This window comes from Rhizobium jaguaris, from assembly GCF_003627755.1.
Lineage (GTDB): Bacteria > Pseudomonadota > Alphaproteobacteria > Rhizobiales > Rhizobiaceae > Rhizobium > Rhizobium jaguaris.
The window spans coordinates 3,478,160-3,503,841 of record NZ_CP032694.1; the positions used below are offsets into that span (position 1 = coordinate 3,478,160).

General features: G+C 60.5%; 25 protein-coding genes, 1 other RNA gene and 1 pseudogene. 8 read left to right on the forward strand and 19 right to left on the reverse strand.

Annotated elements, in window-relative coordinates:
- Both CCGE525_RS16955 and ruvC read right to left on the reverse strand, forming a co-directional pair.
- Positions 1–252 carry an AbrB/MazE/SpoVT family DNA-binding domain-containing protein gene (locus CCGE525_RS16955; RefSeq protein WP_120705301.1) on the reverse strand — a complete coding sequence of 84 codons (252 nt, stop codon included), beginning with the start codon at positions 250–252 and terminating at the stop codon, positions 1–3.
- Positions 253–311: 59 nt separating this feature from the next.
- Positions 312–824, reverse strand: coding sequence for a crossover junction endodeoxyribonuclease RuvC (ruvC, locus tag CCGE525_RS16960; RefSeq protein ID WP_120705302.1), 513 nt, complete (start codon positions 822–824; stop codon positions 312–314).
- A 194-nt stretch (positions 825–1,018) separates the two neighbouring features.
- Between ruvC and CCGE525_RS16965 the strand changes: the two genes are divergently transcribed.
- The gene (locus CCGE525_RS16965) at positions 1,019–2,017 is read left to right on the forward strand and encodes an LLM class flavin-dependent oxidoreductase (protein ID WP_120705303.1); all 999 of its coding nucleotides are present in this window, start codon (positions 1,019–1,021) and stop codon (positions 2,015–2,017) included.
- A gap of 119 nt (positions 2,018–2,136) precedes the next feature.
- Here the strand turns inward: CCGE525_RS16965 and CCGE525_RS16970 are convergent, their stop codons facing one another.
- The 7 genes from CCGE525_RS16970 to CCGE525_RS17000 form a co-directional block, all read right to left on the reverse strand.
- A complete protein-coding gene (locus CCGE525_RS16970) occupies positions 2,137–2,883 on the reverse strand; it encodes a YebC/PmpR family DNA-binding transcriptional regulator (protein ID WP_120705304.1) in 747 nt (248 codons plus the stop codon).
- A gap of 172 nt (positions 2,884–3,055) precedes the next feature.
- Positions 3,056–3,898: an MBL fold metallo-hydrolase gene (locus CCGE525_RS16975; RefSeq protein WP_120705305.1), complete on the reverse strand. Its 843-nt coding sequence runs from the start codon at positions 3,896–3,898 to the stop codon at positions 3,056–3,058.
- Between the two features lie 126 nt (positions 3,899–4,024).
- A complete protein-coding gene (locus CCGE525_RS16980; RefSeq protein WP_120705306.1) occupies positions 4,025–4,849 on the reverse strand; it encodes a TIGR00282 family metallophosphoesterase in 825 nt (274 codons plus the stop codon).
- 3 nt (positions 4,850–4,852) lie between these two features.
- A complete protein-coding gene (locus CCGE525_RS16985) occupies positions 4,853–5,440 on the reverse strand; it encodes a 5-formyltetrahydrofolate cyclo-ligase (protein ID WP_120705307.1) in 588 nt (195 codons plus the stop codon).
- Positions 5,441–5,545: 105 nt separating this feature from the next.
- Complete coding sequence (locus CCGE525_RS16990) at positions 5,546–6,223, reverse strand: HAD-IA family hydrolase (protein ID WP_120705308.1); 678 nt, start codon at positions 6,221–6,223, stop codon at positions 5,546–5,548.
- Positions 6,224–6,356: 133 nt separating this feature from the next.
- A complete protein-coding gene (locus CCGE525_RS16995; RefSeq protein ID WP_120706458.1) occupies positions 6,357–6,734 on the reverse strand; it encodes a VOC family protein in 378 nt (125 codons plus the stop codon).
- A gap of 7 nt (positions 6,735–6,741) precedes the next feature.
- A complete protein-coding gene (locus CCGE525_RS17000; RefSeq protein WP_120705309.1) occupies positions 6,742–7,455 on the reverse strand; it encodes an SDR family oxidoreductase in 714 nt (237 codons plus the stop codon).
- A 174-nt stretch (positions 7,456–7,629) separates the two neighbouring features.
- On the opposite strand from CCGE525_RS17000, the gene CCGE525_RS17005 reads away from it, so the two are divergent.
- Positions 7,630–8,532: a LysR family transcriptional regulator gene (locus tag CCGE525_RS17005; RefSeq protein ID WP_120706459.1), complete on the forward strand. Its 903-nt coding sequence runs from the start codon at positions 7,630–7,632 to the stop codon at positions 8,530–8,532.
- 47 nt (positions 8,533–8,579) lie between these two features.
- Here CCGE525_RS17005 and CCGE525_RS17010 read toward each other — a convergent pair whose 3' ends face one another.
- The 4 genes and pseudogenes from CCGE525_RS17010 to CCGE525_RS17025 form a co-directional block, all read right to left on the reverse strand.
- Entirely contained in the window at positions 8,580–9,977 is a 1,398-nt protein-coding gene (locus CCGE525_RS17010) for a virulence factor (protein ID WP_120705310.1), read from the reverse strand.
- Positions 9,974–12,582, reverse strand: a pseudogene (gene mprF / locus CCGE525_RS17015) (bifunctional lysylphosphatidylglycerol flippase/synthetase MprF). Before mprF ends, CCGE525_RS17010 begins: the two are co-directional and overlap by 4 nt.
- A gap of 258 nt (positions 12,583–12,840) precedes the next feature.
- Complete coding sequence (locus tag CCGE525_RS17020) at positions 12,841–13,110, reverse strand: hypothetical protein (RefSeq protein ID WP_205587401.1); 270 nt, start codon at positions 13,108–13,110, stop codon at positions 12,841–12,843.
- Between the two features lie 121 nt (positions 13,111–13,231).
- Positions 13,232–13,714: an SRPBCC domain-containing protein gene (locus tag CCGE525_RS17025; protein ID WP_120705311.1), complete on the reverse strand. Its 483-nt coding sequence runs from the start codon at positions 13,712–13,714 to the stop codon at positions 13,232–13,234.
- Positions 13,715–13,787: 73 nt separating this feature from the next.
- Between CCGE525_RS17025 and CCGE525_RS17030 the strand changes: the two genes are divergently transcribed.
- The gene (locus CCGE525_RS17030) at positions 13,788–14,111 is read left to right on the forward strand and encodes an ArsR/SmtB family transcription factor (RefSeq protein ID WP_120705312.1); all 324 of its coding nucleotides are present in this window, start codon (positions 13,788–13,790) and stop codon (positions 14,109–14,111) included.
- Positions 14,112–14,144: 33 nt separating this feature from the next.
- Here the strand turns inward: CCGE525_RS17030 and CCGE525_RS17035 are convergent, their stop codons facing one another.
- On the reverse strand, positions 14,145–15,008 hold the full coding sequence (locus CCGE525_RS17035; RefSeq protein WP_120705313.1) for a helix-turn-helix transcriptional regulator: 864 nt from the start codon (positions 15,006–15,008) through the stop codon (positions 14,145–14,147).
- A gap of 101 nt (positions 15,009–15,109) precedes the next feature.
- Between CCGE525_RS17035 and CCGE525_RS17040 the strand changes: the two genes are divergently transcribed.
- On the forward strand, positions 15,110–15,928 hold the full coding sequence (locus CCGE525_RS17040) for an SDR family NAD(P)-dependent oxidoreductase (protein ID WP_120706460.1): 819 nt from the start codon (positions 15,110–15,112) through the stop codon (positions 15,926–15,928).
- Between the two features lie 48 nt (positions 15,929–15,976).
- A complete protein-coding gene (locus CCGE525_RS17045; RefSeq protein ID WP_120705314.1) occupies positions 15,977–16,693 on the forward strand; it encodes an SDR family oxidoreductase in 717 nt (238 codons plus the stop codon).
- A gap of 85 nt (positions 16,694–16,778) precedes the next feature.
- Here CCGE525_RS17045 and CCGE525_RS17050 read toward each other — a convergent pair whose 3' ends face one another.
- Together CCGE525_RS17050 and CCGE525_RS17055 are read right to left on the reverse strand one after the other, a co-directional pair.
- Positions 16,779–18,659: an ABC transporter ATP-binding protein gene (locus CCGE525_RS17050; RefSeq protein ID WP_120705315.1), complete on the reverse strand. Its 1,881-nt coding sequence runs from the start codon at positions 18,657–18,659 to the stop codon at positions 16,779–16,781.
- A 188-nt stretch (positions 18,660–18,847) separates the two neighbouring features.
- On the reverse strand, positions 18,848–19,285 hold the full coding sequence (locus CCGE525_RS17055) for a MarR family winged helix-turn-helix transcriptional regulator (protein ID WP_245472034.1): 438 nt from the start codon (positions 19,283–19,285) through the stop codon (positions 18,848–18,850).
- Between the two features lie 131 nt (positions 19,286–19,416).
- Here CCGE525_RS17055 and CCGE525_RS17060 point away from each other — a divergent pair, with 131 nt between their 5' ends.
- The gene (locus CCGE525_RS17060; RefSeq protein ID WP_120705317.1) at positions 19,417–21,213 is read left to right on the forward strand and encodes a chloride channel protein; all 1,797 of its coding nucleotides are present in this window, start codon (positions 19,417–19,419) and stop codon (positions 21,211–21,213) included.
- A 75-nt stretch (positions 21,214–21,288) separates the two neighbouring features.
- On the opposite strand, the gene ssrS is transcribed toward CCGE525_RS17060, so the two are convergent.
- The 3 genes from ssrS to CCGE525_RS17075 form a co-directional block, all read right to left on the reverse strand.
- A non-coding RNA gene (gene ssrS / locus CCGE525_RS17065) (6S RNA) lies at positions 21,289–21,447 on the reverse strand.
- Positions 21,448–21,519: 72 nt separating this feature from the next.
- Entirely contained in the window at positions 21,520–21,897 is a 378-nt protein-coding gene (locus CCGE525_RS17070; RefSeq protein WP_120705318.1) for a cell division protein ZapA, read from the reverse strand.
- Positions 21,898–21,946: 49 nt separating this feature from the next.
- A complete protein-coding gene (locus CCGE525_RS17075; protein WP_104825195.1) occupies positions 21,947–22,222 on the reverse strand; it encodes a DUF4164 domain-containing protein in 276 nt (91 codons plus the stop codon).
- 403 nt (positions 22,223–22,625) lie between these two features.
- Between CCGE525_RS17075 and tkt the strand changes: the two genes are divergently transcribed.
- Entirely contained in the window at positions 22,626–24,608 is a 1,983-nt protein-coding gene (gene tkt, locus CCGE525_RS17080; RefSeq protein ID WP_120705319.1) for a transketolase, read from the forward strand.
- A gap of 63 nt (positions 24,609–24,671) precedes the next feature.
- Positions 24,672–25,682 (forward strand): type I glyceraldehyde-3-phosphate dehydrogenase, encoded by a 1,011-nt coding sequence (gene gap / locus CCGE525_RS17085; protein ID WP_120705320.1) that lies wholly within the window; start codon positions 24,672–24,674, stop codon positions 25,680–25,682.

The window sequence follows — 25,682 nt, forward strand, 5'->3', positions numbered from 1 at the left end:
CTATCGGTCGCGCGTCATCGACATCAATGCTTCGGCATCGATATTCTGATCGCCTGTACCTTCCAGACGCTTGAGAGTCGCCATAAATCGATCCAACCGGTGCCGATCCTCGATCTCTCTCTTGCCGTTCTTAGGCGAAATAACCAGCTTTCCGTTCTCAACGGAAAATATGACTTCGCTGTTGAGTTCTATGCCTGCCAATTCACGCAAGTCACGGGGGATTGTCACTTGTCCTTTGGATGTCACGCGCATTCAGGCCTCCAATCTCACGGTAAGAATTATCATTACCGCAAGAACAAGTCAAGAACAAGCTAGCCGGCCAGGGCCGCTTGTCGCATCCGGCTTGCGCCCCGGTTATGGGCATGGCAGATGGCGATGGCGAGCGCGTCGGCGGCGTCGTTGCCTTTGAACTCCACTTTCGGCATCAGGATCTTCAACATCATGTGGATCTGCTGCTTTTCGCCGTGACCCACGCCAATCACTGCCTTCTTGACGGCATTTGGCGCATATTCGGCAACCTGCAGTCCGGCGCGCGCCGGCACCAGCATCGCAATGCCGCGCGCCTGACCGAGCTTCAGCGTCGCTACCGCGTCCTTGTTGACGAAAGTCTGTTCGACCGCCGCTTCGTCCGGCTGGTAGCTATGGACGATATCGGCGAGCCCGTCATGGAGCTGGCAGAGGCGCGATGCGAGATCCATCTCACCGTCCGATGTCACCGTTCCCGAGGCGACAAAACGTAGGGAGTTTCCCGATGTCTCGATGATACCCCAGCCGGTGCGGCGCAGGCCCGGATCGATGCCGATGATACGAATCGTGTTTTGCATGGCTCAACCTATCTTTCGCGCCGCAGATGTGCCAGCAAAATGTGAACAAAACAAAAACAAATCCAAACCGCGTGCCCTTTCTGCGGCTTCGAAATTACGATGAACGAATTTACCGGAGCGGGTTTGGAATAGAGCATGCGCACTCCTACATGGGGAGGGTTGCTCCTCCCTTTTCACCACGCAGGTTCCTTGCCATGGTCCCCTTTTCCATTCTCGATCTTTCGCCCGTTGCCGAAGGCAGCACCGTCAGCCAATCCTTTGAAGGCTCAAAGCGCATGGCGCAGAAGGCGGAAGCGCTTGGCTACACAAGGTTCTGGCTGGCGGAGCATCATGGCATGCCTGGCGTCGCTAGTGCTGCAACCGCGGTCGTGATCGGCCATGTCGGAGCGGCGACCTCGCGCATCCGCATCGGCTCGGGCGGCGTCATGCTGCCGAACCATTCGCCGCTGGTGATCGCCGAGCAGTTCGGCACACTTGAGGCCCTGTTTCCTGGCCGCGTCGATCTCGGCCTCGGCCGTGCACCGGGCACGGATATGCGTACCGCCCAGGCACTGCGTCGCAACCTCGATGCAGGCGCCCAGAGCTTTCCCAATGACATTGTCGAACTGCAACACCTGTTCAGTCCGGCCGACGAGAACCAATCGATCCTTGCCGTGCCCGGCAATGGCGCCAAGGTGCCGATCTGGCTGCTCGGTTCAAGCCTCTACAGCGCCCATCTCGCAGCCATGCTCGGCCTGCCCTATGCTTTCGCGTCGCATTTCGCTCCGGAAGCTCTGCTCGATGCGGTCGCCATCTATCGTGATCGCTTCACGCCGTCGGCAACGCTCGACAAGCCCTATGTCATGGTCGGCGTCATGGGTTCGGCGGCGGATACGGATGAAGAAGCCCAATATCACTTCACTTCGGCACAGCAGCAATTCGTCAATCTGCGCCGCAATGTCCGCGGTCCCTTCCCGCGCCCCCGCAAGGACATGGACGATTTTTGGACGCCGATGGAGAAACTGAACGTCGAACACACGCTGCGCTACGCCGTCGTCGGCTCGCCGGCAACCGCAGGGGCCAAGCTTTCGCAGTTCATCAAGGATACGGAAGCCGACGAAGTGATCATTTCGATGCCGATCCACGATATCGAGGCGCGACTGAGATCGGTGGAACTCTTCGCCACGCTGCCGAGCTTCAAGAAGACGGTTTAGTCACCTCCACGTTGAGGGCAGGGCAATTGCATATGAGATGAGGTCGTTGCCACGCATCTCCTTCTCCGCTCGGGGAGAAGGAGTTTACGGCGCTCGCATGTCCTCAAGGAGAGGGTAGATCAGGCCGAAAGCTTGGCCATGACCTCTTCCGAAACTTCGAAGTTGGAATAGACGTTCTGCACGTCGTCGTCATCTTCCAGGCTGTCGATGAGCTTCATCAGCGACTGCGCCTTTTCTTCGTCGACCGGCACATTGTTCTGGGCACGCCAGATCGCCTTGACGGTTTCGGCTTCGCCAAGCGTTGCTTCCAGCGCCTTGGCAACCTCGTTCATCGCTTCGAAGCCGCAGATGATGGTATGGCCTTCTTCGTCGCTCTCGACATCGTCGGCACCGGCTTCGATCGCAGCTTCCATCACCTTGTCGGCATCGCCAACCTCAGGCTTGTAGGTAATTTCGCCGACATGGTCGAAGGAGAAGGAGACCGAGCCGGTTTCACCAAGCGCGCCGCCGGCCTTGGTGAAGATCGAGCGGACGTTCGACGCGGTGCGGTTGCGATTGTCGGTCAGAGCCTCGACGATGATCGCCGTGCCGCCGGGGCCGTAGCCCTCATAGCGGACCGCATCGTAATTCTCGGTGTCTGCGCCGGAGGCTTTCTTGATGGCGCGATCGATATTGTCCTTCGGCATCGACTGCGCCTTGGCGTTCTGGATCGCCAGGCGCAAACTTGCGTTCATGGTCGGGTCCGGCAGACCCGTCTTGGCGGCGACGGTGATTTCACGCGCCAGCTTGGAGAACATTTTCGAACGCACGGAGTCCTGACGACCCTTGCGGTGCATGATGTTTTTAAACTGTGAATGGCCAGCCATGGCACCCCTGTTCACGTCTTTTGTTGGGAATGGGCCGCCTTATAAGAGCGAAGTGGCTTTCATTCAAGCAAAAAGCCCGTAAAGAGGCCCGCGACGAGACGCCCGGCGGCAATTCCTTCAAAGGTGTGCCCGGGCGGAGGGAGAAGGCCGCCCGGGCATCGTACTGAACGGCTCAAAGCCCCTTCAGCACGTAAATCAGCGGCTTCCGCGGCAGGGTTTTCAGCGAAACCGTGGTGCTCGCGGTCGGCGCATAAGCGACATCGAAATCCGGGCCGAACATCGCCAGGAATTGCTGTATCGGCGGCCCCCAGCGATGCATCGGCAGAATGAGCGACGAACGCAGCCGTTTCACCACCCGGCTCATGCTGTCCGCGCCCATGGTCAGGCCGCCATCGACCGGCACCATGACGACGTCGAGCCGGCCGATCTCGGCATATTGCTTATCGTTGAGCTCGAAATGCAGGTGGCCGAGATGGCCGATGCAGAGGCCGGCGACCTCGAAGATGAAGATCGAGTTGCCGTTCGCCTCGACGCCCCCAGACCAGGAGCGGATATCGGACGCCACATTGCGGATCAGCGCATCGCCGACGGTCAAATGGATCTTTGCCGGCTCGCCGGGCGTATCGCTCCAGCCGTGCAACACATATTTGATCGCCGGGTCGGGGGTCAGCGTATAGTGGCTCGGATGCGCCTTGTTCATCGTAACGACGGTCGGCGTATAAGGCGGCAGAAAGACGCCGCTGAAATCAGTTGCGATCGACACACCGCCGGGCGTCTCGATGAAGAAGGTAGCATGACCGAGGAAGGTGATTTTCACATCGCCGTCGACGGGATTGTTGGCAAGTGTCTGATCTGAACCGGAAAAGCTCGCGAACGCCGCCTTCGGAAGTGATTGCGCGATCGCCTGACATTGACTGACTTGCGGACGGGAAGGCATCTGTTGGGCATCTGCGACACTCCACCCTGCCAAGGCCAGTAGGGAGATCGCAGCGAAGATGGGAAATCGCAGCATCATGCCATTCCTTCAGCTCCACAGAAGGCTGAAAGATGTGGCATGGCCTGCGGTAGGTCCAGCGGCAAACCCGATCGGATTGCTCACAATCGCGTCATTGCAGCCCGATGATTAAGGGCTGGGCAATATTTAGCGCCAGAATTCCGGAATGGTCTCCGCGAGCCGCGGCCCTATCCTGAGCGGCGCGATCTTTTCGGCAAGCCCGGTCGCATCCGATATCTCGACGCCGACGCCACAGATGGTGGCCGGACCGGAGGCCGCCTCGAAACGGCCCTTCGGCATCTTCGAGATGAAACGGTTGAGCGGCTCTTCCTTGTCCATGCCGAGCGACGAATCATAATCGCCGCACATCCCGGCATCCGACATGTAGGCGGTGCCGCCGTTCAGGATCTGCGCGTCCGCGGTCGGCACATGCGTGTGTGTGCCAACGACGAAGCTGGCGCGGCCGTCAACGAAATGGCCGAAACACTGTTTTTCGCTGGTCGCCTCCGCATGGAAATCGAAGACGATGGCGTCCGCCTGCTCCTTCAGCGGGCAGGCATCGAGGATGGCTTCCGCCGACTTGAACGGATCATCCAGCTCCGGATGCATGAAGACGCGGCCCATGATGTTGGCGACGAGCACACGGGCGCCATTACGGGCATAATAGATGCTGGAACCGCGGCCGGGCGTACCGGCGGGATAGTTGGCGGGGCGCAGGAACTGATCGTGGCGCTCGCAAAACACCACCGCTTCCTTCTGATCCCAGACGTGATTGCCCGTCGTCACCACATCGGCGCCGGCATTGATCGTTTCGAGAAAAATATCCTCGGTAATGCCGAAGCCGCCGGCGGCGTTTTCGCCATTGACGATGACGAAATCGAGCTTCAGATCGGAAATGAGGCCCGGCAGGCGATCCCATACCGCAACCCGTCCGGTCTTACCGACCATGTCACCCAAAAAAAGCAGCCGCATTCCCTATCCAATCACTTCCGAAACGAAATTGAGTCCGCTCTCGGTCAAAATCGCGTCAAGACGGACATCATGCGGCTCAGCCGGCACTGATGGCACTTCCTGGCAGTCGAACGCAATGCCAATCAGCCGTGGATTCAGGCCTTTTTGGTGCAACTGGTCAATGGCGCGGTCGTAATAGCCCGCACCGTAACCGATGCGATGGCCGGTGCTGTCGAAAGCCGAAAGCGGCACCAGCATGATCTGTGGGTCCAACACCGCAGCCTCAGGCCCCGGCCCTGCTGTACCAAAGCCGCTGGAAACGAGCGGCGCACCCGGAACGAGTTCGCGAAAGACGATGGTGCGTTTGTCGAGGATGACCGGGACGCAGAGCCGCGCGCCCCGCTCGCGCAGCCGCGCCATCAGCGGTCGTATATCCACTTCGGACCGGATCGGCAGGAAGCCGGACACGACCTCCCCCGGCTGGAGATCGATCGCATCGCCGGCGTGCACAAGCATCGCCAGCGCCTTTTCAATACGCTCGTCCGGGGGAATGGCATCGCGCGCCGCCAAGCGTTCGTTGCGATATTGGGCTTTCAGCTCTTTGCGGATCATCAGCTTTTCGTGGATTTCAACAAATATCACGAAAAGATAATGAGCCGGCGGCCCATTGCAATGCGTGAAAGCGACATGCGGTGATTGTATGCTGACCGACAGACGTCAACCAGCCTTGCGCACCACAGAAATCAGCCCGTCTCCATCGATATGTGCTCGAACATTCTCATAGTTCTGGAGCGTGGAATGACCCGTTTCGATCGGATGGGAATGCGTCGCCGTGATAACCATGATGTCGGAGCCGGCGGTTTCGCCGGCCTTGATGCCGGCCATCACGTCTTCGAAAACCAGGCAATCGGACGGCCGCAGGCCGAGGCGCTCGGCACCGAGGATGTAGCATTGCGGATCGGGTTTGCCGTTCTTGACATCTTCGGCGGTGACGATGAAGCGAGGGACCGGAATGCCGGCGGCGGCAAGGCGCGCCTGCGCGAGCCGGTAGGGCGAGGAGGTAACGATCGCCCAACGGTCCGGCGGCAGCGAGGCCAGGAAGTCCACGGCGCCCGGTAATGGCACCACGCCTTCCACATCGGCGATTTCTGCCTCCATGATCAACTGCGATTCCGCCGCCGGATCGACGCCCGGAAGGTTCAACAGGCCGATCGTATCGACGCCGCGCTTGCCGTGCATGGTCGGCATGAATGCCGCGACATCCAGCCCCTTGCTGCGCGCCCAATCGCCCCAGACACGTTCGGCGGCGGCGATCGAGTTGATGATCGTACCATCCATGTCGAACAGGAATCCGGAATAATTTTTGTCGAAGGCGGAAGACGATGCGGCGGACAAGGTGCAGTCCCTTTCGGTTTGGCGGGATTCGGTCGGCGCGAGCCAAGGCTGACTCGCGATATCTTTCCCCCGACTACCGATAGCGGCGGCAATAAGCAAATAAATGCTGGACGGCAGGCGAGGAAAAACGCCGTTATGCCCCGCCGGAACTCTCCCCTTCCCGGAACACCAGCTCCAGCAATATGCCTGTCGGCGTCTCCACGAAGAGCCTTCTCTCACGAAGCTCCGGCAGATCCATGGTCGAATAGGGAATGCCAAGGGCATCGAGTTTGCCCCGCTGCTCCTGATAGTTCGTGAGACGGAAGCCGACATGATCGATGGTCTCACCACGACGGTCGACGGGACTGGCGCGGCCGGGGATGAGATGCACGATCGGCTCCTTGCCTGCATAGAGCCAGTATCCGGGAAAACCGAAGGCGGGTCTGTAACCCGGTTTCAGATCGAGAAGGGTCTCGAGAAAGGCACGCGTCCCCTCCAGATCGGCGGTTCTGAGTGTCACATGGTCCAACATGGTGGCCTCACGCGATCGCGCCGCCGCCATCGACGCGGACGGTCGATCCGGTGGCGAAGGGTGTCGTCATCAGGAATAGCGCCGCATTGGCGATATCCTCCGGTGTCCCGACCACACGGGCCGGCAGGCTTGCCGCAACGCGGGTGAACATCCCCTGGCGTGTCTCTTCAGCCATCTTCGACCAAAGCGGCGTATCGATCAGGCCGGGCGAGACCGCATTGACACGCACCGGCGCCAGTTCCAACGCAAGGCCGCGCGCCAACGCCTCCAGTGCCGCATTGATGGCGCCTTGCAGGACCGACGTTGCGGAAGGTCGCACGGCGAGATAGCCGGTGATGAAGGTCAATGTCGCCCGCTCGCTGAATTTCGCCGCATGTGCGATGCGATAGGCACCCCAGAACTTGCTTTCCATCGCCTGCTTGGCATCGGGCAACGGCAAGGAGCGGACCGGACCGCTCGCCGTCTGCGCGGCGGAGATGACGATGTGATCCCAAGGCGCTTCCTCGGCAAAGAAGCGATCGATGGCCGCTTCATCACCGGTGTCGAGCACCACGGCCCGCGCCGTGGCAGCGAGGCCCGTCAGGGCCTCATCGAGTTTTGCCTGCGAGCGGGAAGCGATCGTGACCTTGGCGCCGGCGTCTGCGGCCGCCTTCGCCGTCGCAAGCCCGATACCGGAACTGCCGCCGAGCACCAGAACGCGTTGATCGATCAGAGACTTCATAGGGCATGCTCCTCTTGTGAAAACCGCTGGATATCGAGCAGACGTCGGCATCGTGCCGCCATCAATGCTCTGTTCCAGACTTCGGTCCGGCTGCCATGAGAGACATTTAGACCTTCTTGGCGTTTGCAAGAATAGACTTTGCCAGAGATGGTTCCTTGCTATATCAGCAAGAATATGGCCGATAACCTCTTTGACATGCTGGTGTTCGTGCGCGTTGTCGAGGCAGGCAGCCTCTCCGGCGCGGCGCGGGAACTACGCCTGTCGCTGGCCGTCGTCAGCCGCAAACTGGCGCGGCTGGAAGAACGCCTCGGCGTCCGCCTGGTGAACCGCACGACGCGAACATTGGCGCTGACCGAGGAAGGCACGACCTTCCACGCGCGCTGCGTCCGCATTCTCGCGGAAATCGATGAAGCCGAGCTGGAAGTGACGCGCGGCCGCGACACCGCAACCGGCATTTTAAGGGCCACCTCGACCTATGCCTTCGGCCGCCGACGGCTTGCACCGCTGCTCCGCGAATTCCGGTCCCATCATCCCGGACTGCATATCCAGCTCGATACGTCCGATTCCATCGCCAACATCGTCGAAGACGGCTACGATCTCGCGGTGCGCTTCGGTGCTTTGGCGGATTCCAGCCTGATCGCTCGGCAACTCGCACCCAACATTCGCGTCATCTGCGGCGCACCAGCCTATCTTGACCGGCATGGCCGGCCCGAGAAACCGGAAGAACTGCTGGGCCATGATTGCATCGCATTCGGCCATCCGCCGCTGGACGACTGGATCTTCGCCGACGGCACGACTGTGCATATCCGCGGGTCGTTCACGACAAATGATGGCGATTTGGCCCATGCCTGGGCTCTCGATGGCGCCGGCCTGATCATGAAATCGATATGGGACGTCCGGGACGATATCGATTCCGGACGGCTGGAGATCGTGCTTGCGAAGCAACCGCTGCCGCCCGCGCCGATCCACGCAGTCTATCCGCATAATCGTCACACGGCCGCCAAGGTGCGCCTTTGCGTCGATTTCCTGGCGGACAGGCTGAAGCGCCAATCGGCGTCCATATTGCCGGCCGTCTAACTGCCGGAATATGCGCGACGGAGGAAACCGCCGTGCATGCTGGCACCTTATTCGCCGAGCCGGCTTTTCAACCCGTCGATGATATGATTGGCCAGCGCTTCATAGTCGTCGTCGAAATGGTGACCGCCATCCATGGCGATGACCTCGGCGCCCGTGCCTTTCAGCGCCGGGCAGGCGACATCCTCGTCGTCATCCTTGCCGTAGACGCATTGTACCATTTTCGGGTTGATCGACTTGAGGTCGTTGATGGGATCGCCACCCTTGCCGGCGCTTGTAGCGCCGAGCCAACCCATGACCGAGATCACATAGTCGACCTTGCGCGACAGCGACAGCAGCGACATCTGCACGATCTTGTCCTTGTCCGGCTGCTTCAGTCGGTTGTAGCTCGCCGGCAGCACGTCGGCGCCGAAGGAATAGCCGATCAGCACCACATGCTTCACCTTGAAGCGCTTGGTATAGTACTGGATGATGCGAGCGAGATCGTCAGCGGTCTGCTGCGGATCGCGCTCGGACCAGAAGTAATGCAGAGAGTCGACACCGACGACGGGAATACCCTGGTCCTGCAGATAGCTGCCGACTTCCTTGTCGATATCGCGCCAACCGCCATCACCGGAATAGACGATCGCCAGCGTATCTTGCGTCGGCTTGGTGTTCATGACGTCGAGCGGCAGACCCAGCGGCGACTTTTCGCTGTCGATCGTCTTCATCAGATCAACCAGCCCATCGCTCAGCGCGGCATAGGTGTCACTATCGCCGGAATCCGTAACCTGAACATCAGGATGCGTCTTCTGGATTTCCGTGACGTGATCACGTCCATCCTTGGGGGCTTTCGAGGTGAAGGTCGCGAGGATCGGATTCGGCAGCGCGCCTTCCTGGAGGCCGAAGGACACCATATCGCCATCGGTCTTCTTTTCCGCCGGCGTGCAAAGCTCCTGCTTCAGCGCGATGCCGAAGGTCGGATCGACGGCGAGCGTACCGGCAACGGTGGCGTCGGGCGTCTGTGCGGCGATAGTCAGCGCCATGGAGCCTCCGGCGCCGACGCCGGCAATGATCGGCAGCTGATAGGTACTGTCGGCGAAAGAGCGCTGCACCTGCTGGCTCAGCGACTCCAGATCCGAAACCATGTAGATGCAACCGTCGTTCTGGCTGACGTCATACTTGTTGAGCGACGCCAAAAAGGACGGGTAATCGATGCCGATGACCAGAGTGCCATTGGCGACGAGCTTGTCGGCAACGCCTTTTTCCTTGTCGCCCCAGCCGGCCGCGTCGGAGATCAGAACGACCTCGCTCGTCACCTTACCCTGTGGGCGCATGATATGCGGCGGGGAGATCATGCCGAGATCGTATTTGGTATCGTCCTCGTCCGCCCTTGCTGCGCCGGATGCCAGTAGCCCCGTCGTCAACATGAATGCGAAAGCCAATGACACTGCGTATTTCAAGATCATTTCCTCACGACCCCTTTAAGTCCGCCCCCGATGAGGAATGTGGCATCCATCAACGCGATCATTGGACTGACACCTCCCGAGACAGCCAGGTAACGCGGCTGCCATTCGGGATGAAATTTGGATTTGAAGGCACGAAGCCCTTTGAAGTTATAGTAACGCTCGCCGTGTTCGAACACAGTTCCCCCAACCCTGTCCCAAACCGGCGCCGACTCCCGCCTCGACATGCCCGACAACGGCGCCATGCCAAGATTGAAGCGTTGGAAGCCCTGCTCTTTCAGATACACGAGGATCTGCACGAATAGAAAATCCATCGACCCCTTCGGTGCATCGGGCGAAAAGCGCATCAGATCGACGGAGCCCTCCTCCTTGGTCTCCGTCATCAGGATGTTAGCGAAAGCAACGATCTTGCCATCCTTTTTCAACACGCCAACCGGCTGCGAAACGACATAATCGGGATCGAAGGCGCCCAGCGAAAAACCCTTTTCCTTGGCATTGTGGTCGGCAAGCCAGGATTCCGAAACCTGAGCGAGCTCATCGATCACGTCGCGCACAAGATGGGGTTCGATAACGGCAAATTCTAGTCCGTCACGTACGGCACGGCTCGCGGTCTGGCGAAGATTGGCCCATTTGCCGCCCTTCAGCTCGAAATTGGAGAGATTGACAACCGCCAGTTCGCCGAGTTTGAAAGCACGCAAACCAGCATCGGCGCAATAGGACAAGAGTGCTGGCGATATCTGGTAGAAGACCGAACGACAGCCCGCCGAACGGGCGGCTTCGACAAACCGCCAGACAAGCTCCGGCAGTGCCTGCCGCGGTCCGATCGGATCGAAGAGCGCAATCCAGGAACGGCCCTGCTTGCCATACATGATGAACGCATCGCCCTTTTCGGAGAACATGATGCTTTTATCGCCCATGCGCACGAGATTGGCGTCAGCAATCCCTTGCTTGCGAACGATTTCGACGGCCCGTTCCACGGCATGGTCCGAAACCGGCTCCAGCCGCGCCGTTGCCGGCCGCAGCAAGCTGAAGATCGCGATCGCCGACGAGACGATGGAAATGCCGAGAACGGCGCGAAGGCCGCGCGGCGCTTCCTCGGTGAATTCGAACTGCCACCAGAGTTGATTGCTGTATTCGACGTCGCGGTAAACGAAAAACAGAATGACGACTGCGCCGATGCAGATGACCGCGATTGCCGTCAACCACCCTCCTGTCAGGGTTTGATTGAGCAGCGATGCCGGGCGAGTGAACAGTCGACGGCTGACGACAAGGCCGAAAACGAGAAAGCCGAGCAGCGCGGCCTCGACAATCGCGATCGCTTTCAGCAGCGAGAACAGCAGCGCGAAAACCGCCGAGGCAATCGAAACCCACCAGGCGCCATCGAGACGTTGGCCGAGCCCGCGGGCAGCAACGATCATCGCTAGGCCGAGAAGACTGGAGAGAAATGCGCCCCTTCGATAAGGGGCAGAGGCAGATAGTCGGAGAGGAATTCGAGGTTCCTGTCCGGCGTCGGCGTCACGCTCGAAAACACCAGCATCATGCCGAGCAGCAGCGCGAAGGTCGACAGCAACTGTGGCATCAGACGGCCGCCGATACGCCGCATGCCGGAGGCGACCGGATGGTCGACAAAACGACGCAACTCCGCCACCGAGATCGCGAGGATCGCGATCGCCAGTGGGATGACGTTATAGATGACACGGTAGAGAACCAGCGAACCGAGAACCGCATCGGCATTCACCGAGCTGCCGAGCCACGCGATGATGATCGTCTCGAAAACGCCGAAACCGGCCGGCACGTGGCTGAGCACGCCGAGGCCGACGGCGATGGCGTAGATGGCGAAGAAGCCCGGCCAGCCTATGGCCGAATCAGGCAGCAGCACATAAAGCACGGAGGCCGAGGCGGCGATGTCGAGCGCGGTCACCAGGAATTGCCGCGACCACGTACGCGAATCCGGCAGGCGAATGGCAATCGGTCCGATCCGGACCTCGCGGCCGTTGCGGCCAACCACGATCACGATGGCCAGCGCCGCGAGAATGGCGCCGGCGACCAAACGCAGCCACAGGCCGTCGAAGTTGATGAGCGGGCCGATCTCGTCGGCAATGATCATCAGCGCAATGGAGCCGACGGCGGCAAGGCCGAGACCGAAGGCAAGCGTCACGAAGGCAATGACACGGGTAATGTCATCCGGCTGCAAGCCGAGCCGGGTATAGGCGCGATAGCGGATGGCACCGGCGCTGAGCGCACCAAAACCGGCCGTATTGCCGACCGCATAGGCGCTGAAGGAGGTCAACGCCACATGCGGAAACGGCACCCGCTTGCCGATATATTCGAGCGCGTTCTGGTCGTAGAAGATCAAAGAGAAGAAGCTGAGACCTGTGAAAAACAGGGCAAGCAGGATCGACGAGATTTTCGTCGTCGCCAGCGCGTGCACGACATCATCATAGCGCACTTCGTTCGTCAGATCGAAGATCGCATAGGCGGCGATACAGAAGACCGCCACGGTGAGGGTAGCGACGATCAGCGTGCGATTGCGGTTCAGGAGCCCGCTTATACCGCTGCGTGCCTCCAGTTCCTCATCGGCTTTTTCCAGATCGATTGGAGTCGACATGCTCTACCTGTTTTGAATTGGCTTTCGCCGGTCCCGTTTGCTCGGATGTGCAGTAACGGCAATCTTGCATCTCTGTGTTACCGCCTGCACTTCTTTCGACGGGCTCTTTTTCTCGAGCGCTCCCATCATTCTGAATTTGGGCAATTTTGGCGCAGGACTCGTTCCGCCAGCAATGAATCTGTTATTATTTAAAGGAATTTGTCATTCATCCCGATTTTGAGCTTATCCACACAGAAAAGTGAACAGTGTGGCCTGCGATCAACGCAGTTCTCCATCAGGATGTACCTTTCGGACGATCGTATCTTCCCAAGCGAGCAAACGTCCCGTTCCCGATCGCAGTTCGAGTTTTTCGACCGGCTCCCCCTTTTCGATATCCACCAGTTCCGAGTGAGCTTCTTCGGGCGAAAACAGGTGCGTCTTTCCCCATTGCCGCAGCCCCACGACGACATGAAAAAGGCCACGCCCTTTTCCGGTCAGCCGATATTCCTGATAGGCACTTCCGTCGGACGCCGGGACGAACTCCAGCACGCCGTGGTCTGCATGCTCGGCGCCGGGGTCAGCGCGCTGGCACTACTCTTCTGGGCGGCCACACGCCGCCGAGAAGTATGTCCGGCGGAGGTATCGAACAGCGCATGCACCGCCCGTCCTGTCACCGGTCCGGCGCTTCCGCGGGCACGCCCCGCATTTCGCTCAGGAAGAACCCGTCGCGCAGATTGATGCCGTACTCGACAAAAGCCTTCATGCAGCAGAGCATCTGCGTCCAACCCTCGCAATTGAGATAGGTGCCGCGGCGGCCGGCCGCGTCCTCTCGCCAGCCGGATTCCTCGATCGTCACGAGGGTACCGCCGTCGTCGAGCGATTCGAACGTCATCTCGACCTTGGTCCTGTAGCGCGCGCCGTCTTCGCCGGTGCCGCCATCCCAGTGAAAGACGATACGCCGGTCGGTTTCCACCTCATTGACCTCGACGGGCGCGTTCTTCCACCAGATCACAGTTGTCCCCGCCACGAGCGGCGCGCTGGCGCCGCCGACGGTGGTGAAATAGCTCGAGAGCTTCTTCGGATTGACGACTGCGTCGAAGACCTCATCCACCTTGCGGCCGATGCGTCCCGAAATGCGAACATTCAACGTCATAGCTACTCCTCCGCTTTCCGATTGCGGCTGCATTTCCATTGCGATCAGAGGCATTATGTTATAAAAACATAACATGTCAAGCGAATCGGATAGCGACCTCATTTTCAAGGCTCTGGCACACCGACGCCGGCGCGAAATCCTCGACATGCTCAAGGAGGCGCCGAGAACAACCGGCATGCTCTGCGAGACCTTTGCGGATATGGACCGTTGCACGGTGATGCAGCATCTGAGGGTGCTGGAGGAGGCCGATCTGGTGATCGCCAAGAAGGAAGGCCGGGAGCGCTGGAACCATCTCAACAGCCTGCCGATCAAGCAGATTCACGACCGCTGGATTAGCGCCTATGCCGGCCATGCCTTGTCGATCCTCGACCGGCTGAAGAGCGATCTCGAAGGCTGAGACTATCGGGCGTCGTATCCGATGGCCCTGCGATCAGCTTTTCGCGTTCTGGCCCAGGAGTGTTTTCAGCTTCTCGCCGGTTCCGTCCTCATCCAGTGGCGTATAGACGACGAGCTTCATATCCGGCCGGTCGATGACGGCAAGTGCCGTATATTCAAACGTCATCAGCCCGCCTTGCGGATGGCGCAGGCGCTTATGGCCGGCGAGCGGCCGCAGCACTTCCTGTTTCGGCCACCAAGCGCGAAATTCCGGGCTTGCCTGCGTCAACGTTGCGATCAGCCGCTCGAAGTCGGGATCCCCGGCATAGCGGGCGCTATCGGCGCGGAACATGGCGAGCGAATTCGCCGCCACAATCTCCCAATCGACCAACAGCTTACGGTGTGCGGGATCGGTGAACACCCGATGGACGGTGTTGCGCGCATCGCCCTGCAACAAGCCGTAATCGCCGAAAAGAGCCACGGCTGCAGAATTCCAGGCAAGCACATCCCAGCGCCGGCCGAGGACATAGGCGGGCTGGCTGGTGAGGCTCGCGAGCATCCGTCGCAGCGATTCCGGCACTTCTTCCGGCCCGCGCGATGGCATTTCCGTCGATGGCCGATCGCTGAGGGTGAAGAGATGCCGCCGTTCGGCGGGATCGAGCCGCAACGCGTCTGCCAGCGCCGACAGCACCTCCGTCGATGCACGAACGTCCCGCCCCTGCTCCAGCCATGTGTACCAGGTGGCCCCGACGCCGGCGAGAAGCGCCACTTCCTCGCGTCGCAATCCCGGCGTTCGCCGACGAAATCCTTCCGGCAATCCCACGCTTGCCGGCGTCAGCTTCTCACGGCGAGACCGCAGGAAAGCGCCGAACTCCCGGCGCCTGGCTTCCAGAATGGTTTGATTCTGATTGATGGTCATCGCTTATCATAGCAGGATCAATACTAGGATAAAACCGGAACTGTTTGTCCCTTTCTCAATTTGCCAAATATCACGGCAGAGACGAAATGGAGGCGATTGCAATGGACATGAGCGACAAGACGATCCTGATTACCGGCTCGACCGATGGCGTCGGCCGCCGGGTTGCCGAAAGGCTCGCCGCGTCGGGCGCGACGGTGCTGGTGCATGGGCGTGACAAGGCACGCGCCGAGAGCCTGCTCTCTAAGATTCATGGCGCGGGTGGGAAAGCAAGCTTTTACCCCGCCGATCTTTCATCGCTGGATGAGGTCCGCGCCCTGGCCGATACGATCGAGCGCGACCATGATCGACTCGACATTTTGATCAACAATGCCGGCATCGGCACCAGCGGCCGTGACGCGGGGCGCCAGGTGAGCCGTGACGGGCATGAACTGCGCTTTGCGGTGAACTATCTTGCCGGCTTCCTGCTCGCCCGCCGCCTGCTTCCGCTGCTGAAGGCGAGCAGCCCCGCCCGCATCGTCAACGTTTCCTCGGTCGGCCAGCAGCCGATTGATTTCTCCGATGTCATGCTGACACACGGCTATAGCGGCGTGCGCGCCTATTGCCAGAGTAAGCTGGCGCAGATCATGTTCACTTTCGATCTCGCCGAGGAACTGGCTGGCACCGGCGTTACCGTCAACTGCCTGCACCCAGCGACCTACATGGACACCACCATGGTGCGCCAAGCTGGCGTTGCTCCCATGAGCACCGTCGACCAGGGCGCCGACGCCATTCTCAACCTTGCTGTGAGCGCCGATCTCGAAGGACATACCGGCCTCTATTACGACGGACAGCGCCCTTCCCGCGCCAATGCCCAGGCCCAAGACGCGGCCGCGCGCAATAAGCTGCGCGTCCTCAGCCGAAACCTCACCGGCCTTGCCTGAACGCAGACCGCCATTCCCATCATCAATCATCGAACTAGGAGACAAACCATGTCATCCCAACACGCCGTTATCATTGGCGGCTCCTCCGGCATCGGCCTTGCGAGCGCCGCTCATCTTCTCGAAAAAGGATATCGGGTTACGATCACAGGCCGCGATGAGACGAAGCTGAAGGCGGCAGCAGAGAGCCTCACCGGCGACGTCGCCGCGATCGCTATGGACGCCGCCGACCTGACTGGCCTCGCCAAAACCTTCGAGACGATCGGGCCATTTGATCATCTCGTTCTGGCACTCGGCGGCGGCAATGGCGGCGGCCCCCTCGCCTCCGTCGACCTTGCCGATCTCAAGAGAGGTTTCGAGCAGAAGACGATGGCGCATTTTGCCTGCGCCCAAGCCTGTCTTCCCTATCTCTCGAAAGAAGGCAGCATCACCTTCGTCTCCGCCGTCTCGGCACAGGCAGCTTTGCCCGGAACAGCCGGGCTTGGCGCCGTCAACGCCGCTATCGCCGCGCTTGCGCCAATTCTTGCCGTCGAGCTCAAGCCGATCCGAGTGAACTGCGTCTCGCCCGGCGTCGTCGACACGCCGTGGTGGGATTTCCTCGGCGAAGAACAGAAGGCGCCGGCTTTTGCCAGCTTCGCCGCACGCACGCCGGTCGGCCGCGTCGGCCGCCCGGAAGAGATCGCTGACGCCATCGCCTTCCTGATCGGCAACGGCTTTATCAGCGGTCATACGCTGATCTGCGACGGAGGCATCCGGCTCGGCCAATAGTCCGCGACGCACCATTGCCGGTCAGCCCCGGCAATGGCCTCTTCATTTGCGCAATAGGGTAGTAACTGCCACCAGGCCTCTGAACTCAGGTCGCAGGCGATTTCGGCAGGGGTTCGTTGATTTCTTCCGGAATGAAACCCCCGGTCTGGCGTTTCCACAGGCGAGCAAACAGGCCATTCTGCTCAACCAGCTCCTCGGGCCTACCTTCTTCCACGATGCGCCCGTGATCGAGCACGACGATGCGATCCATCCTGGCAATGGTCGAAAGGCGGTGCGCGATGGCAATCACCGTCTTTCCCTCCATCACTAGATTGAGCCTTTCCTGGATGGCGGCTTCGGATTCGCTGTCCAGCGCCGAGGTCGCCTCGTCAAGCACCAGGATCGGCGCGTTCTTCAACAGGACGCGGGCGATGGCGACACGCTGGCGCTGGCCACCGGAGAGCTTGATGCCGCGATCGCCGACAAAGGCGTCATAACCCTTGCGGCCTTCACCGTCTGCGAGATCGGCAATGAAGGCATCAGCGCTTGCCATTTTTGCGACCTCTTCGATCTCGTCCTGAGTCGCCTCCGGCCGTCCGTAACGGATATTGTCGCCGACGGAACGGTGCAGCAGCGCCACATCCTGCGCGATGACCCCGATCGCGCGGCGAAGGCTTTCCTGCGTGACGGTGCGGATATCCTGCCCGTCGATCAGGATTGCGCCGTCCTTGATGTCGTAAAAGCGCAGCAGGAGATTTGCGAGCGTGGTCTTGCCGCCTCCGGAGAGACCCACAAGGCCCACCTTCTCACCGGGCCGGACCGCCAGCGACAGATTATCGATGACAGGTTTGCCGCCTTTGTAGGAGAAGAGGACGTTTTCGAAACGGATCTCCCCATGGCTGACCGTGAGGCTGGTGGCATCCGGCCGGTCGGTGATGGTGGGCGGCGTCGTCATGACGGGCATGGCGTCCTTGATCGTGCCGATCGCCTGGAATATCTGCTGGCCCATCTGCAGGAAAGTGAAGGTGTGCCCGGACAGTCGGTTGAGGATGTAGACCGCCCCAACGAACTCGCCCACGGTGAGAAAGCCGTTGACGAGGCCCGAAAAACCGATCGAAAGCATCGCCAGCCAGAGTGCCATGTTGAGAGCCACGACAGTCAGTTCCGACGTGCGGTAGATGCGCTGTTCCCTGTGCTGCGTCTGCATGGCTTTCTGAATGATACGGCGAATGCCCCCTGCCTCGCTGTCTTCGGCCGCAAACTGCTTGATCATCTGCATGTTGGTGTAGAGATCGGTGATGGCGCCCGCCACCAGACTGCGCTGCTTGGCGGTGCTGCGTGCACGTTCGGCAAAGATCGGCGCCATTTTGACGGCGAGCAGAACATTGAGCGTGATCCAGATGACGACCGGCAATGCGAGCTGCCAGGAAAGGCTCGTCAGCAGGATCACCGAGCCGACCATTTGCAGCAGGAAGCGCGGAATGGACTGAAAGGCGGCGACGATCTGCTGCTGGACGGCGGAGGCAACCTGCTGCAGGCGCGAGGCGACCTGTCCGGCAAAAAGGTCCTGGAAAAAACCGAGATCCTGCCGTTCCACAGCTTTGTGCCCCTGCCACTGGATAGCGGCCGGCATTCCGACGCCGAGCGTGTGCGAGTTGAAGGTGTTTACGAGGAACGAAGCGATCGGCATGGCTGGAAAGATCAGGAAGCCAAGGAAGGCAAGTAGCTGCCATTCGCTCTGCAGGAAGGCAGAAGCGCCTTGCTGTGTGACCCCGTCGACGATGACCGAGAGGCCCCAGACGATCGTCAGATTGATGGCCTCGATCGCCATCGAGGACAGCGCCATGGCGATCAGAACGCCGCGGAACATCGAGATGAAGTGCAGAAGAACCGTCACTGGCCCCTTGGACGGCAGCGGTCGGTAGGGGATGTCGAGCGGCCGGATCAACGTTTCGAAGGGACGGTAGATCGCATCTGAAATCGACATGGGCCGCTCGGGTCAAAAATCGGGAGAAGCGCGAGGGGAGCCAGCTACCCGGACGGCATAAAATCACCTTCCGGCTGCAATCTCAAATAGAATTTCGGGAAATGTACAGGACAGGAGTGTCGCAACTGCTGGATCTGAGGCTGCGGGGCCGAGAGCTGCCGCTGGTGGCACCTGCTACTGAGTTCTGTTCATTTGCCACCGACATCAGCCTGCAGATGCGTCAGAATATCGATCAACTCCGGCGCCATATCGCGGATCTCCCTGAGATGGATGGCGCTGAGCCGGCGCAGGATCTCCTCGGATTTTTCCGTCAGCCGCAGCTTCTGGCGGCGTTTGTCATCCGGATCGGGATGGCGGGTGACATAGCCGGCTTCGATCAGACGGCCGGCCAGTTCGGTTGCCGTATGCGGAGCGATCAACAGGCGTTCCGCCAGCATGCCGATGGTCATCGCCTCGCCTTGCGGATTGCCCTTGATCGCCAGCAGCGCCTGATGCTGCTGCGGCGGCAATCCCTCATGATGCGCAGCAGACGTGCTGAAATCCATGAATTTCCGGAGCGTATAGCGCAGTGTCGCCAAAGCTTCGTAGTCCGCCTGCGATAGCGTCTCATCCAAATCTCGCGCCACTCTCATCGTCCTCATGATCACATTTTGCTTTCGTTGTTTTCGGCCGTTGATTTATATCGCATTACGATATAATTGCGACTGCAATGTAATCCCGGCCGCTTGCCGCCGCGCTTTAGCACAGAAAGCAATCCATGCAGGATATCAACGCACATCGGCACGCCCATGATTTCTCGGGCGGCGCTTCACGGAAAGACAACGGAGATTTTACCACCGACAAGCGTGTCCTGGTGCTTGCGGCCATGGCGCTGGTCGTGGGTACGGGTGGCGCCCTCGCCGCCTGGGTGCTGATCAATCTCATCGCGCTGGTCACCAACGCCGTCTGGCTGTTCAAAATCAGTGTCGAACCGCTGTTGATGAGCACCGTTGCGCGCTCGCCCTGGATGGTCGCGGCTCCTGTCATCGGCGGCATCGTGATCGGCCTCATGGCACGCTACGGTTCGGAAAAGATCCGCGGCCACGGCATTCCGGAGGCGATCGAGGCGATCCTGATCGGCGGCAGCCGTATGTCGCCAAAAGTGGCGATCCTGAAGCCGCTCTCTTCCGCCATCTCGATCGGCACAGGCGGCCCGTTCGGTGCGGAAGGGCCGATCATCATGACCGGTGGCGCTATCGGCTCGCTGTTCGCACAATTCTTCCATCTGAGCGCCGCTGAACGCAAAACCCTCCTGGTCGCGGGCGCGGCCGCCGGCATGACCGCGATCTTCGGCTCGCCCATCGCCGCCGTCATGCTGGCCGTCGAACTGCTGCTGTTCGAATGGAAGCCACGCAGCTTCATTCCGGTCGTGATCGCATCCTGTGTTTCCATTACCTGGCGACCCATACTGATCGGCAGCGGCCCGCTCTTCCCGGCCCATTTCGACATGCAGCTGAGCTGGTGGGGCATCCTGTTGGCCGCGGGCCTCGGCATCGTGTCCGGCCTGCAATCCGGCCTTTTGACGACGCTGCTCTACCGCATCGAAGACGCCTTCGAGAAACTGCCAATTCATTGGATGTGGTGGCCGGCTCTCGGCGGCCTCGTCGTCGGTCTCGGCGGACTGATCGAGCCACGCGCGCTCGGTGTCGGCTACGACATCATCTCCGACCTGCTGAACGACCACATTATCGCGGGCGCGGTGCTCTCCATACTCCTGGTCAAGGCCGGCATCTGGTTGGTTGCCTTGTCGTCGGGAACATCGGGCGGCGTCCTCGCGCCGCTTCTCATTCTCGGCGGCACGCTCGGCTGGCTTATCGGCCTCGTTCTGCCCGGAGATCCCGGCTTCTGGGCGCTGCTCGGCATGGCCGCGATGATGGGTGGAACGATGCGCGCGCCGCTGACCGGCACCTTCTTTGCGATCGAACTTACCGGCGATATGCACGCACTTGTGCCGTTGCTTGCCGCCACTGTCGCGGCTTACGCGGTCACTGTGTTGTTGTTAAAGCGCTCGATCCTGACAGAAAAGATCGCGCGCCGCGGCCAGCACATCACCCGCGAATACGGCATCGATCCGTTCGAACTCACCCGCGCCGCCGATATCATGATCGCGAAGGTCGCTACGCTGCCTGCCGCCATGCCGGCCGCGCAGGCGTTGGCGCAATTGACCGAGCAGCCGGATGCCCATCGCTTCTATCCCGTTATCGAGACTGATGGCCGTTTGGTCGGCATGCTCTCGCGGGCGGATGCGCTACGCTGGCAGAATGGGCCGGATCTCGCCGGCCAGACGCTGTATGATCTGATCTCGGATACCTCCATTCCGCTCGCCCATCCAGAAGATACGGTCGGCCGCGTTGCCGATATCATGATCCAGGCCGATACCGGCCGTGTTCCCGTTGTCGATGAGCGGACAGGCGTCCTTGTCGGCTTGATCGCCCGCAAGGATCTGCTGCGCCTACGCAGCGCTGCCAACCGTTCGGAATTCGAGCGCGGTGCATATCTAGGCGCAAAACGTTAAGGGGAGGAGGAACAGCGTCAGCGGGGCAATGAGAATCCCGCGACGCTGCCTTTCTTTACCGGGCTGAGAAAGAAAGAGCGATCCACGACGACCGATGGATGTTTACGATCCTGGGCGCCTACAAACGTAGGTGGGCACCGTGTGACCAGGCCCACGAGCCCGGTCAGGGACAGCTCCCTTTGGATCGAGTATGGCCCCAGGGATTGTGGTTCCTGTCGGGAAGCGCAGACCGCGCACCCTATATAAAGAGAATTATCGACTTGCACCAGAGGGTGCCAAGTCTGATCCGAGAAATAAAAGAATACCTCAATTCGGCTCGCCGCCCGGACGAACCGTCAGCTTCTCGGTAATGCCGCGAATGCGCATTGTCACTTCGTCGATGACTGTTGCCAGCGTCTCTTCGCTGCGGGCGTTGGCGGCAGCCACGGTATCACGGTTGCTGTGCAAGCTTTCGAGCTCGGCCTCCAACGCAGAGACACGGCGCGTCAACTCCGCCACTTCGTCCATGATCATAATTCCGGCCATGACGGTGATGCGCAGATCGCCGATTTCACCGAACTGACTCTTTAGATGCGCGACATAGCGGTCAAAGCGGGTGGCGAGATCCGTCAGATGGGCTTCCTGCCCCTCTTCGCAAGCCATGCGATAGGCTTTGCCGTCGATCGTTACCGTTACCTGCGCCATTCGACTTTCCGATCATTGCCGCTGATCGCGACAGCTGCATCCCGAGGGGTCAGCGGTCGAGCACGGCTCTTATGGTTTCCATCGCCGTCACAAGCCGGCGCGACACTTCGCGATTGACTTCTTCGAGCCGGTTCGCGCGGAACTCGGCTTGATCGAGTTCCTGGGCGAGCCGTGAGCGGTCGGCATGCACCCGGCGAACCTCGCCTTCGACATCGCTTTGCGCGCGTTCACGTTCGAACCGCACGTCGACAGCGCTCTCCAAAGTCGAAAGCGCCTGGCGCAACTGAGCGAGCGCCACATCCACCGTTTTGCCTGAGGGTGTCATGCCTTTCGATTCCCCGCGCAAGACCCGAATCAAAACATCCGGCCACTCGTCTGATTTCGCAACAATATTCAACTCAGCAACTGCACGTCAATAAAGGCTGTCATGCGGCAGGGGACCTAATCTGTGGATGAAGGTCGTCTTTGCGGCTTATGCAGGCTTTGTCTTGTCACTGTCGTCTTTTGTGCAAGTGGACGGGCAAATGTCGAAAAATTGCCGCACCACCCCCTGATCGACCTGCGGATTTATTGACTTGCTCGCCCCAACTGCTATGTCTCAGCCGCCTGAGGCAGTGCTAAAAACGGAGTTCATAGGGACTTCTCCGTTTCGGCCGCCTTTCAACCGGTGGCCCTGTCTCCCAAGCGTGCGGCCATCCCACCGAACCCGGAACATAGCGGAAAAACCCATGATCTCTCGCGAACAACACGACCGGATGGCAAATGCGATCCGTTTCCTTGCCATGGATGCTGTCGAGAAGGCCAATTCCGGTCACCCCGGTCTGCCGATGGGGATGGCGGATGTCGCTACCGTTCTCTTTAGCAAATATCTGCGCTTCGACCCGAAGCATCCGCACTGGCCGAACCGCGACCGTTTCGTGCTGTCGGCCGGCCACGGCTCCATGCTGCTCTATTCGCTGCTGTATTTGACCGGCTATCCCGACATGACGGCCGACGACCTCGCGCATTTCCGCCAGCTCGGCTCCAAGACCGCCGGCCATCCGGAATATGGTCATGCCACCGGCATCGAAACCACCACCGGCCCGCTTGGCCAGGGCATTGCCAACTCGGTCGGCATGGCGATCGCCGAGCGCAAGCTGCGCGAAGAATTCGGCGCCGATCTGATGGATCACTATACCTACGTCATGTGCGGCGACGGCTGCCTGATGGAAGGTATCAGCCACGAAGCGATCGCGCTCGCCGGCCACCTTAAGCTGAATAAGCTGATCCTCTTCTGGGACAACAACTCGATCACCATCGACGGCGCCATCTCGCTCTCGGATTCGACCGACCAGGTCGCCCGCTTCAAGGCCGTTCACTGGAACACGATCGAAGTCGATGGCCATGATCAGGCCGCCATCGCCGCCGCCATCGAAGCCGCTCAGAAGTCCGACCGCCCGACCCTGATCGCCTGCAAGACGATCATCGGCTTCGGCGCTCCGAACAAGCAGGGCACTCACAAGGTTCACGGCTCGCCGCTCGGCGCCGAGGAAATTGCCGCCACCCGCGTCGCTCTGAACTGGCCCTACGAGCCCTTCGTCATCCCGAATGATATCCTCGGCGAATGGCGTGCCGCCGGTGAGCGCTCGGTCACCACCCGCACCGATTGGGAAGGCCGCCTTGCTGCCGCTGAGGCGGGCAAGAAGGCCGAGTTCAACCGCCGCTTTGCCGGTGAACTGCCGGCTGGCTTCGACGCCGCCATCAGCGACTACAAGAAGAAGCTTGCGGAGACCAAGCCGACGCTCGCAACCCGCAAGGCATCGGAAGACGCACTGGAAGTCATCAACGGCTTCCTGCCGGAAACGCTCGGCGGCTCTGCGGACCTGACGCCGTCGAACAACACCAAGACCAGCCAGATGAAGTCGATCACCCCGACCGATTTCTCCGGCCGTTACGTCCACTGGGGTATTCGCGAGCATGGCATGGCTTCGGCCATGAACGGTATCTCGCTGCACGGCGGCCTGATCCCCTATTCCGGCGGCTTCCTGATCTTCTCGGATTATTGCCGTCCCCCGCTCCGTCTCGCTGCACTGATGGGTATCCGCGCCATCCATGTTCTGACACATGACTCGATCGGCGTCGGCGAAGACGGCCCGACGCACCAGCCCGTCGAGCAGATCGCGGGTCTGCGCGCCATTCCGAACTTCCTGCTGTTCCGTCCGGCTGACGCCACCGAAACCGCGGAATGCTGGCAGATTGCGGTCAAGACGCATAATCGTCCGTCCGGCATTGCTCTCACCCGCCAGAACCTGCTTGCCGCCCGCACCGAATACAGCGAGAAGAACCTCTGCGAACAGGGCGCCTACACGCTCGCCGGCAATGCCGACGCCAAGGTGACGATCTTCGCTTCGGGTTCCGAAGTCGAAATCGCCGTCGCCGCCCGCACAGCGCTGGAAGGCAAGGGCATTTCCACCCGCGTCGTCTCCGTTCCCTGCACCGAACTCTTCTTCGAGCAGCCGGATGCCTACCGCAAGGAAGTAATCGGCAACTCCCCGATCAAGATCGCCGTCGAAGCTGCCGTTCGCGAAGGCTGGGATGCCTTCATCGGACCGGAAGGCGCCTTCATCGGCATGAAGAGCTTCGGCGCTTCCGCTCCGTACAAGGACGTCTACAAGCACTTCGGCATTACTGCTGACGCCGTTGTCGCCGCCGCTGAGGCAAAGCTTTCCTGAGGGCGCTGACAAGCGCTCTCAAATCCAATAGATAAAGACCCTGACTGAAAGGGAGTGAACACAATGACTGTAAAAGTTGCCATCAACGGCTTTGGCCGCATCGGCCGTAACGTTCTGCGCGCGATCGTCGAATCCGGCCGCACCGACATCGAAGTTGTCGCCATCAACGACCTCGGCCCGGTCGAGACCAATGCTCACCTGCTGCGTTACGACTCGATCCACGGCAAGTTCCCCGCCGAAGTGAAGGTCGAAGGCGACACGATCATCGTTGGCGGCGGCAAGCCGATCAAGGTCACGGCGATCAAGGATCCGGCGACCCTGCCGCACCGCGATCTCGGCGTCGACATCGCGATGGAATGCACCGGCATCTTCACCGCCCGCGACAAGGCTGCCGCTCACCTGACGGCCGGTGCCAAGCGCGTCATCGTTTCGGCTCCTGCCGACGGCGCCGACCTGACCGTCGTTTTCGGCGTCAACCACGACCAACTCACCAAGGAGCACTTGGTCATCTCCAACGCTTCCTGCACCACGAACTGCCTGGTGCCGGTGGTCAAGGTTCTTGACGACGCAGTCGGCATCGACCACGGCTTCATGACGACCATCCACTCCTACACCGGCGACCAGCCGACGCTCGACACCATGCACAAGGACCTGTACCGCGCCCGCGCCGCAGCCCTGTCCATGATCCCGACGTCGACGGGCGCCGCAAAGGCCGTTGGTCTCGTTCTGCCGCACCTGAAGGGCAAGCTCGACGGTACGTCGATCCGCGTTCCGACCCCGAACGTATCGGTTATCGACTTCAAGTTCGTATCCAAGAAGGCAACGACGGTCGGCGAAATCAACGAAGCAATCAAGGCTGCATCGAACGGCAAGCTGAAGGGCATCCTCGGCTACACCGACGAGCCGCTGGTTTCCCGCGACTTCAACCATGACAGCCACTCGTCGATCTTCGCAACCGACCAGACCAAGGTCTTGGAAGGCAACTTCGTGCGCGTCTTGTCCTGGTACGACAACGAATGGGGCTTCTCGAACCGTATGGCCGATACGGCCGTAGCGTTTGCCAAGCTGATCTGA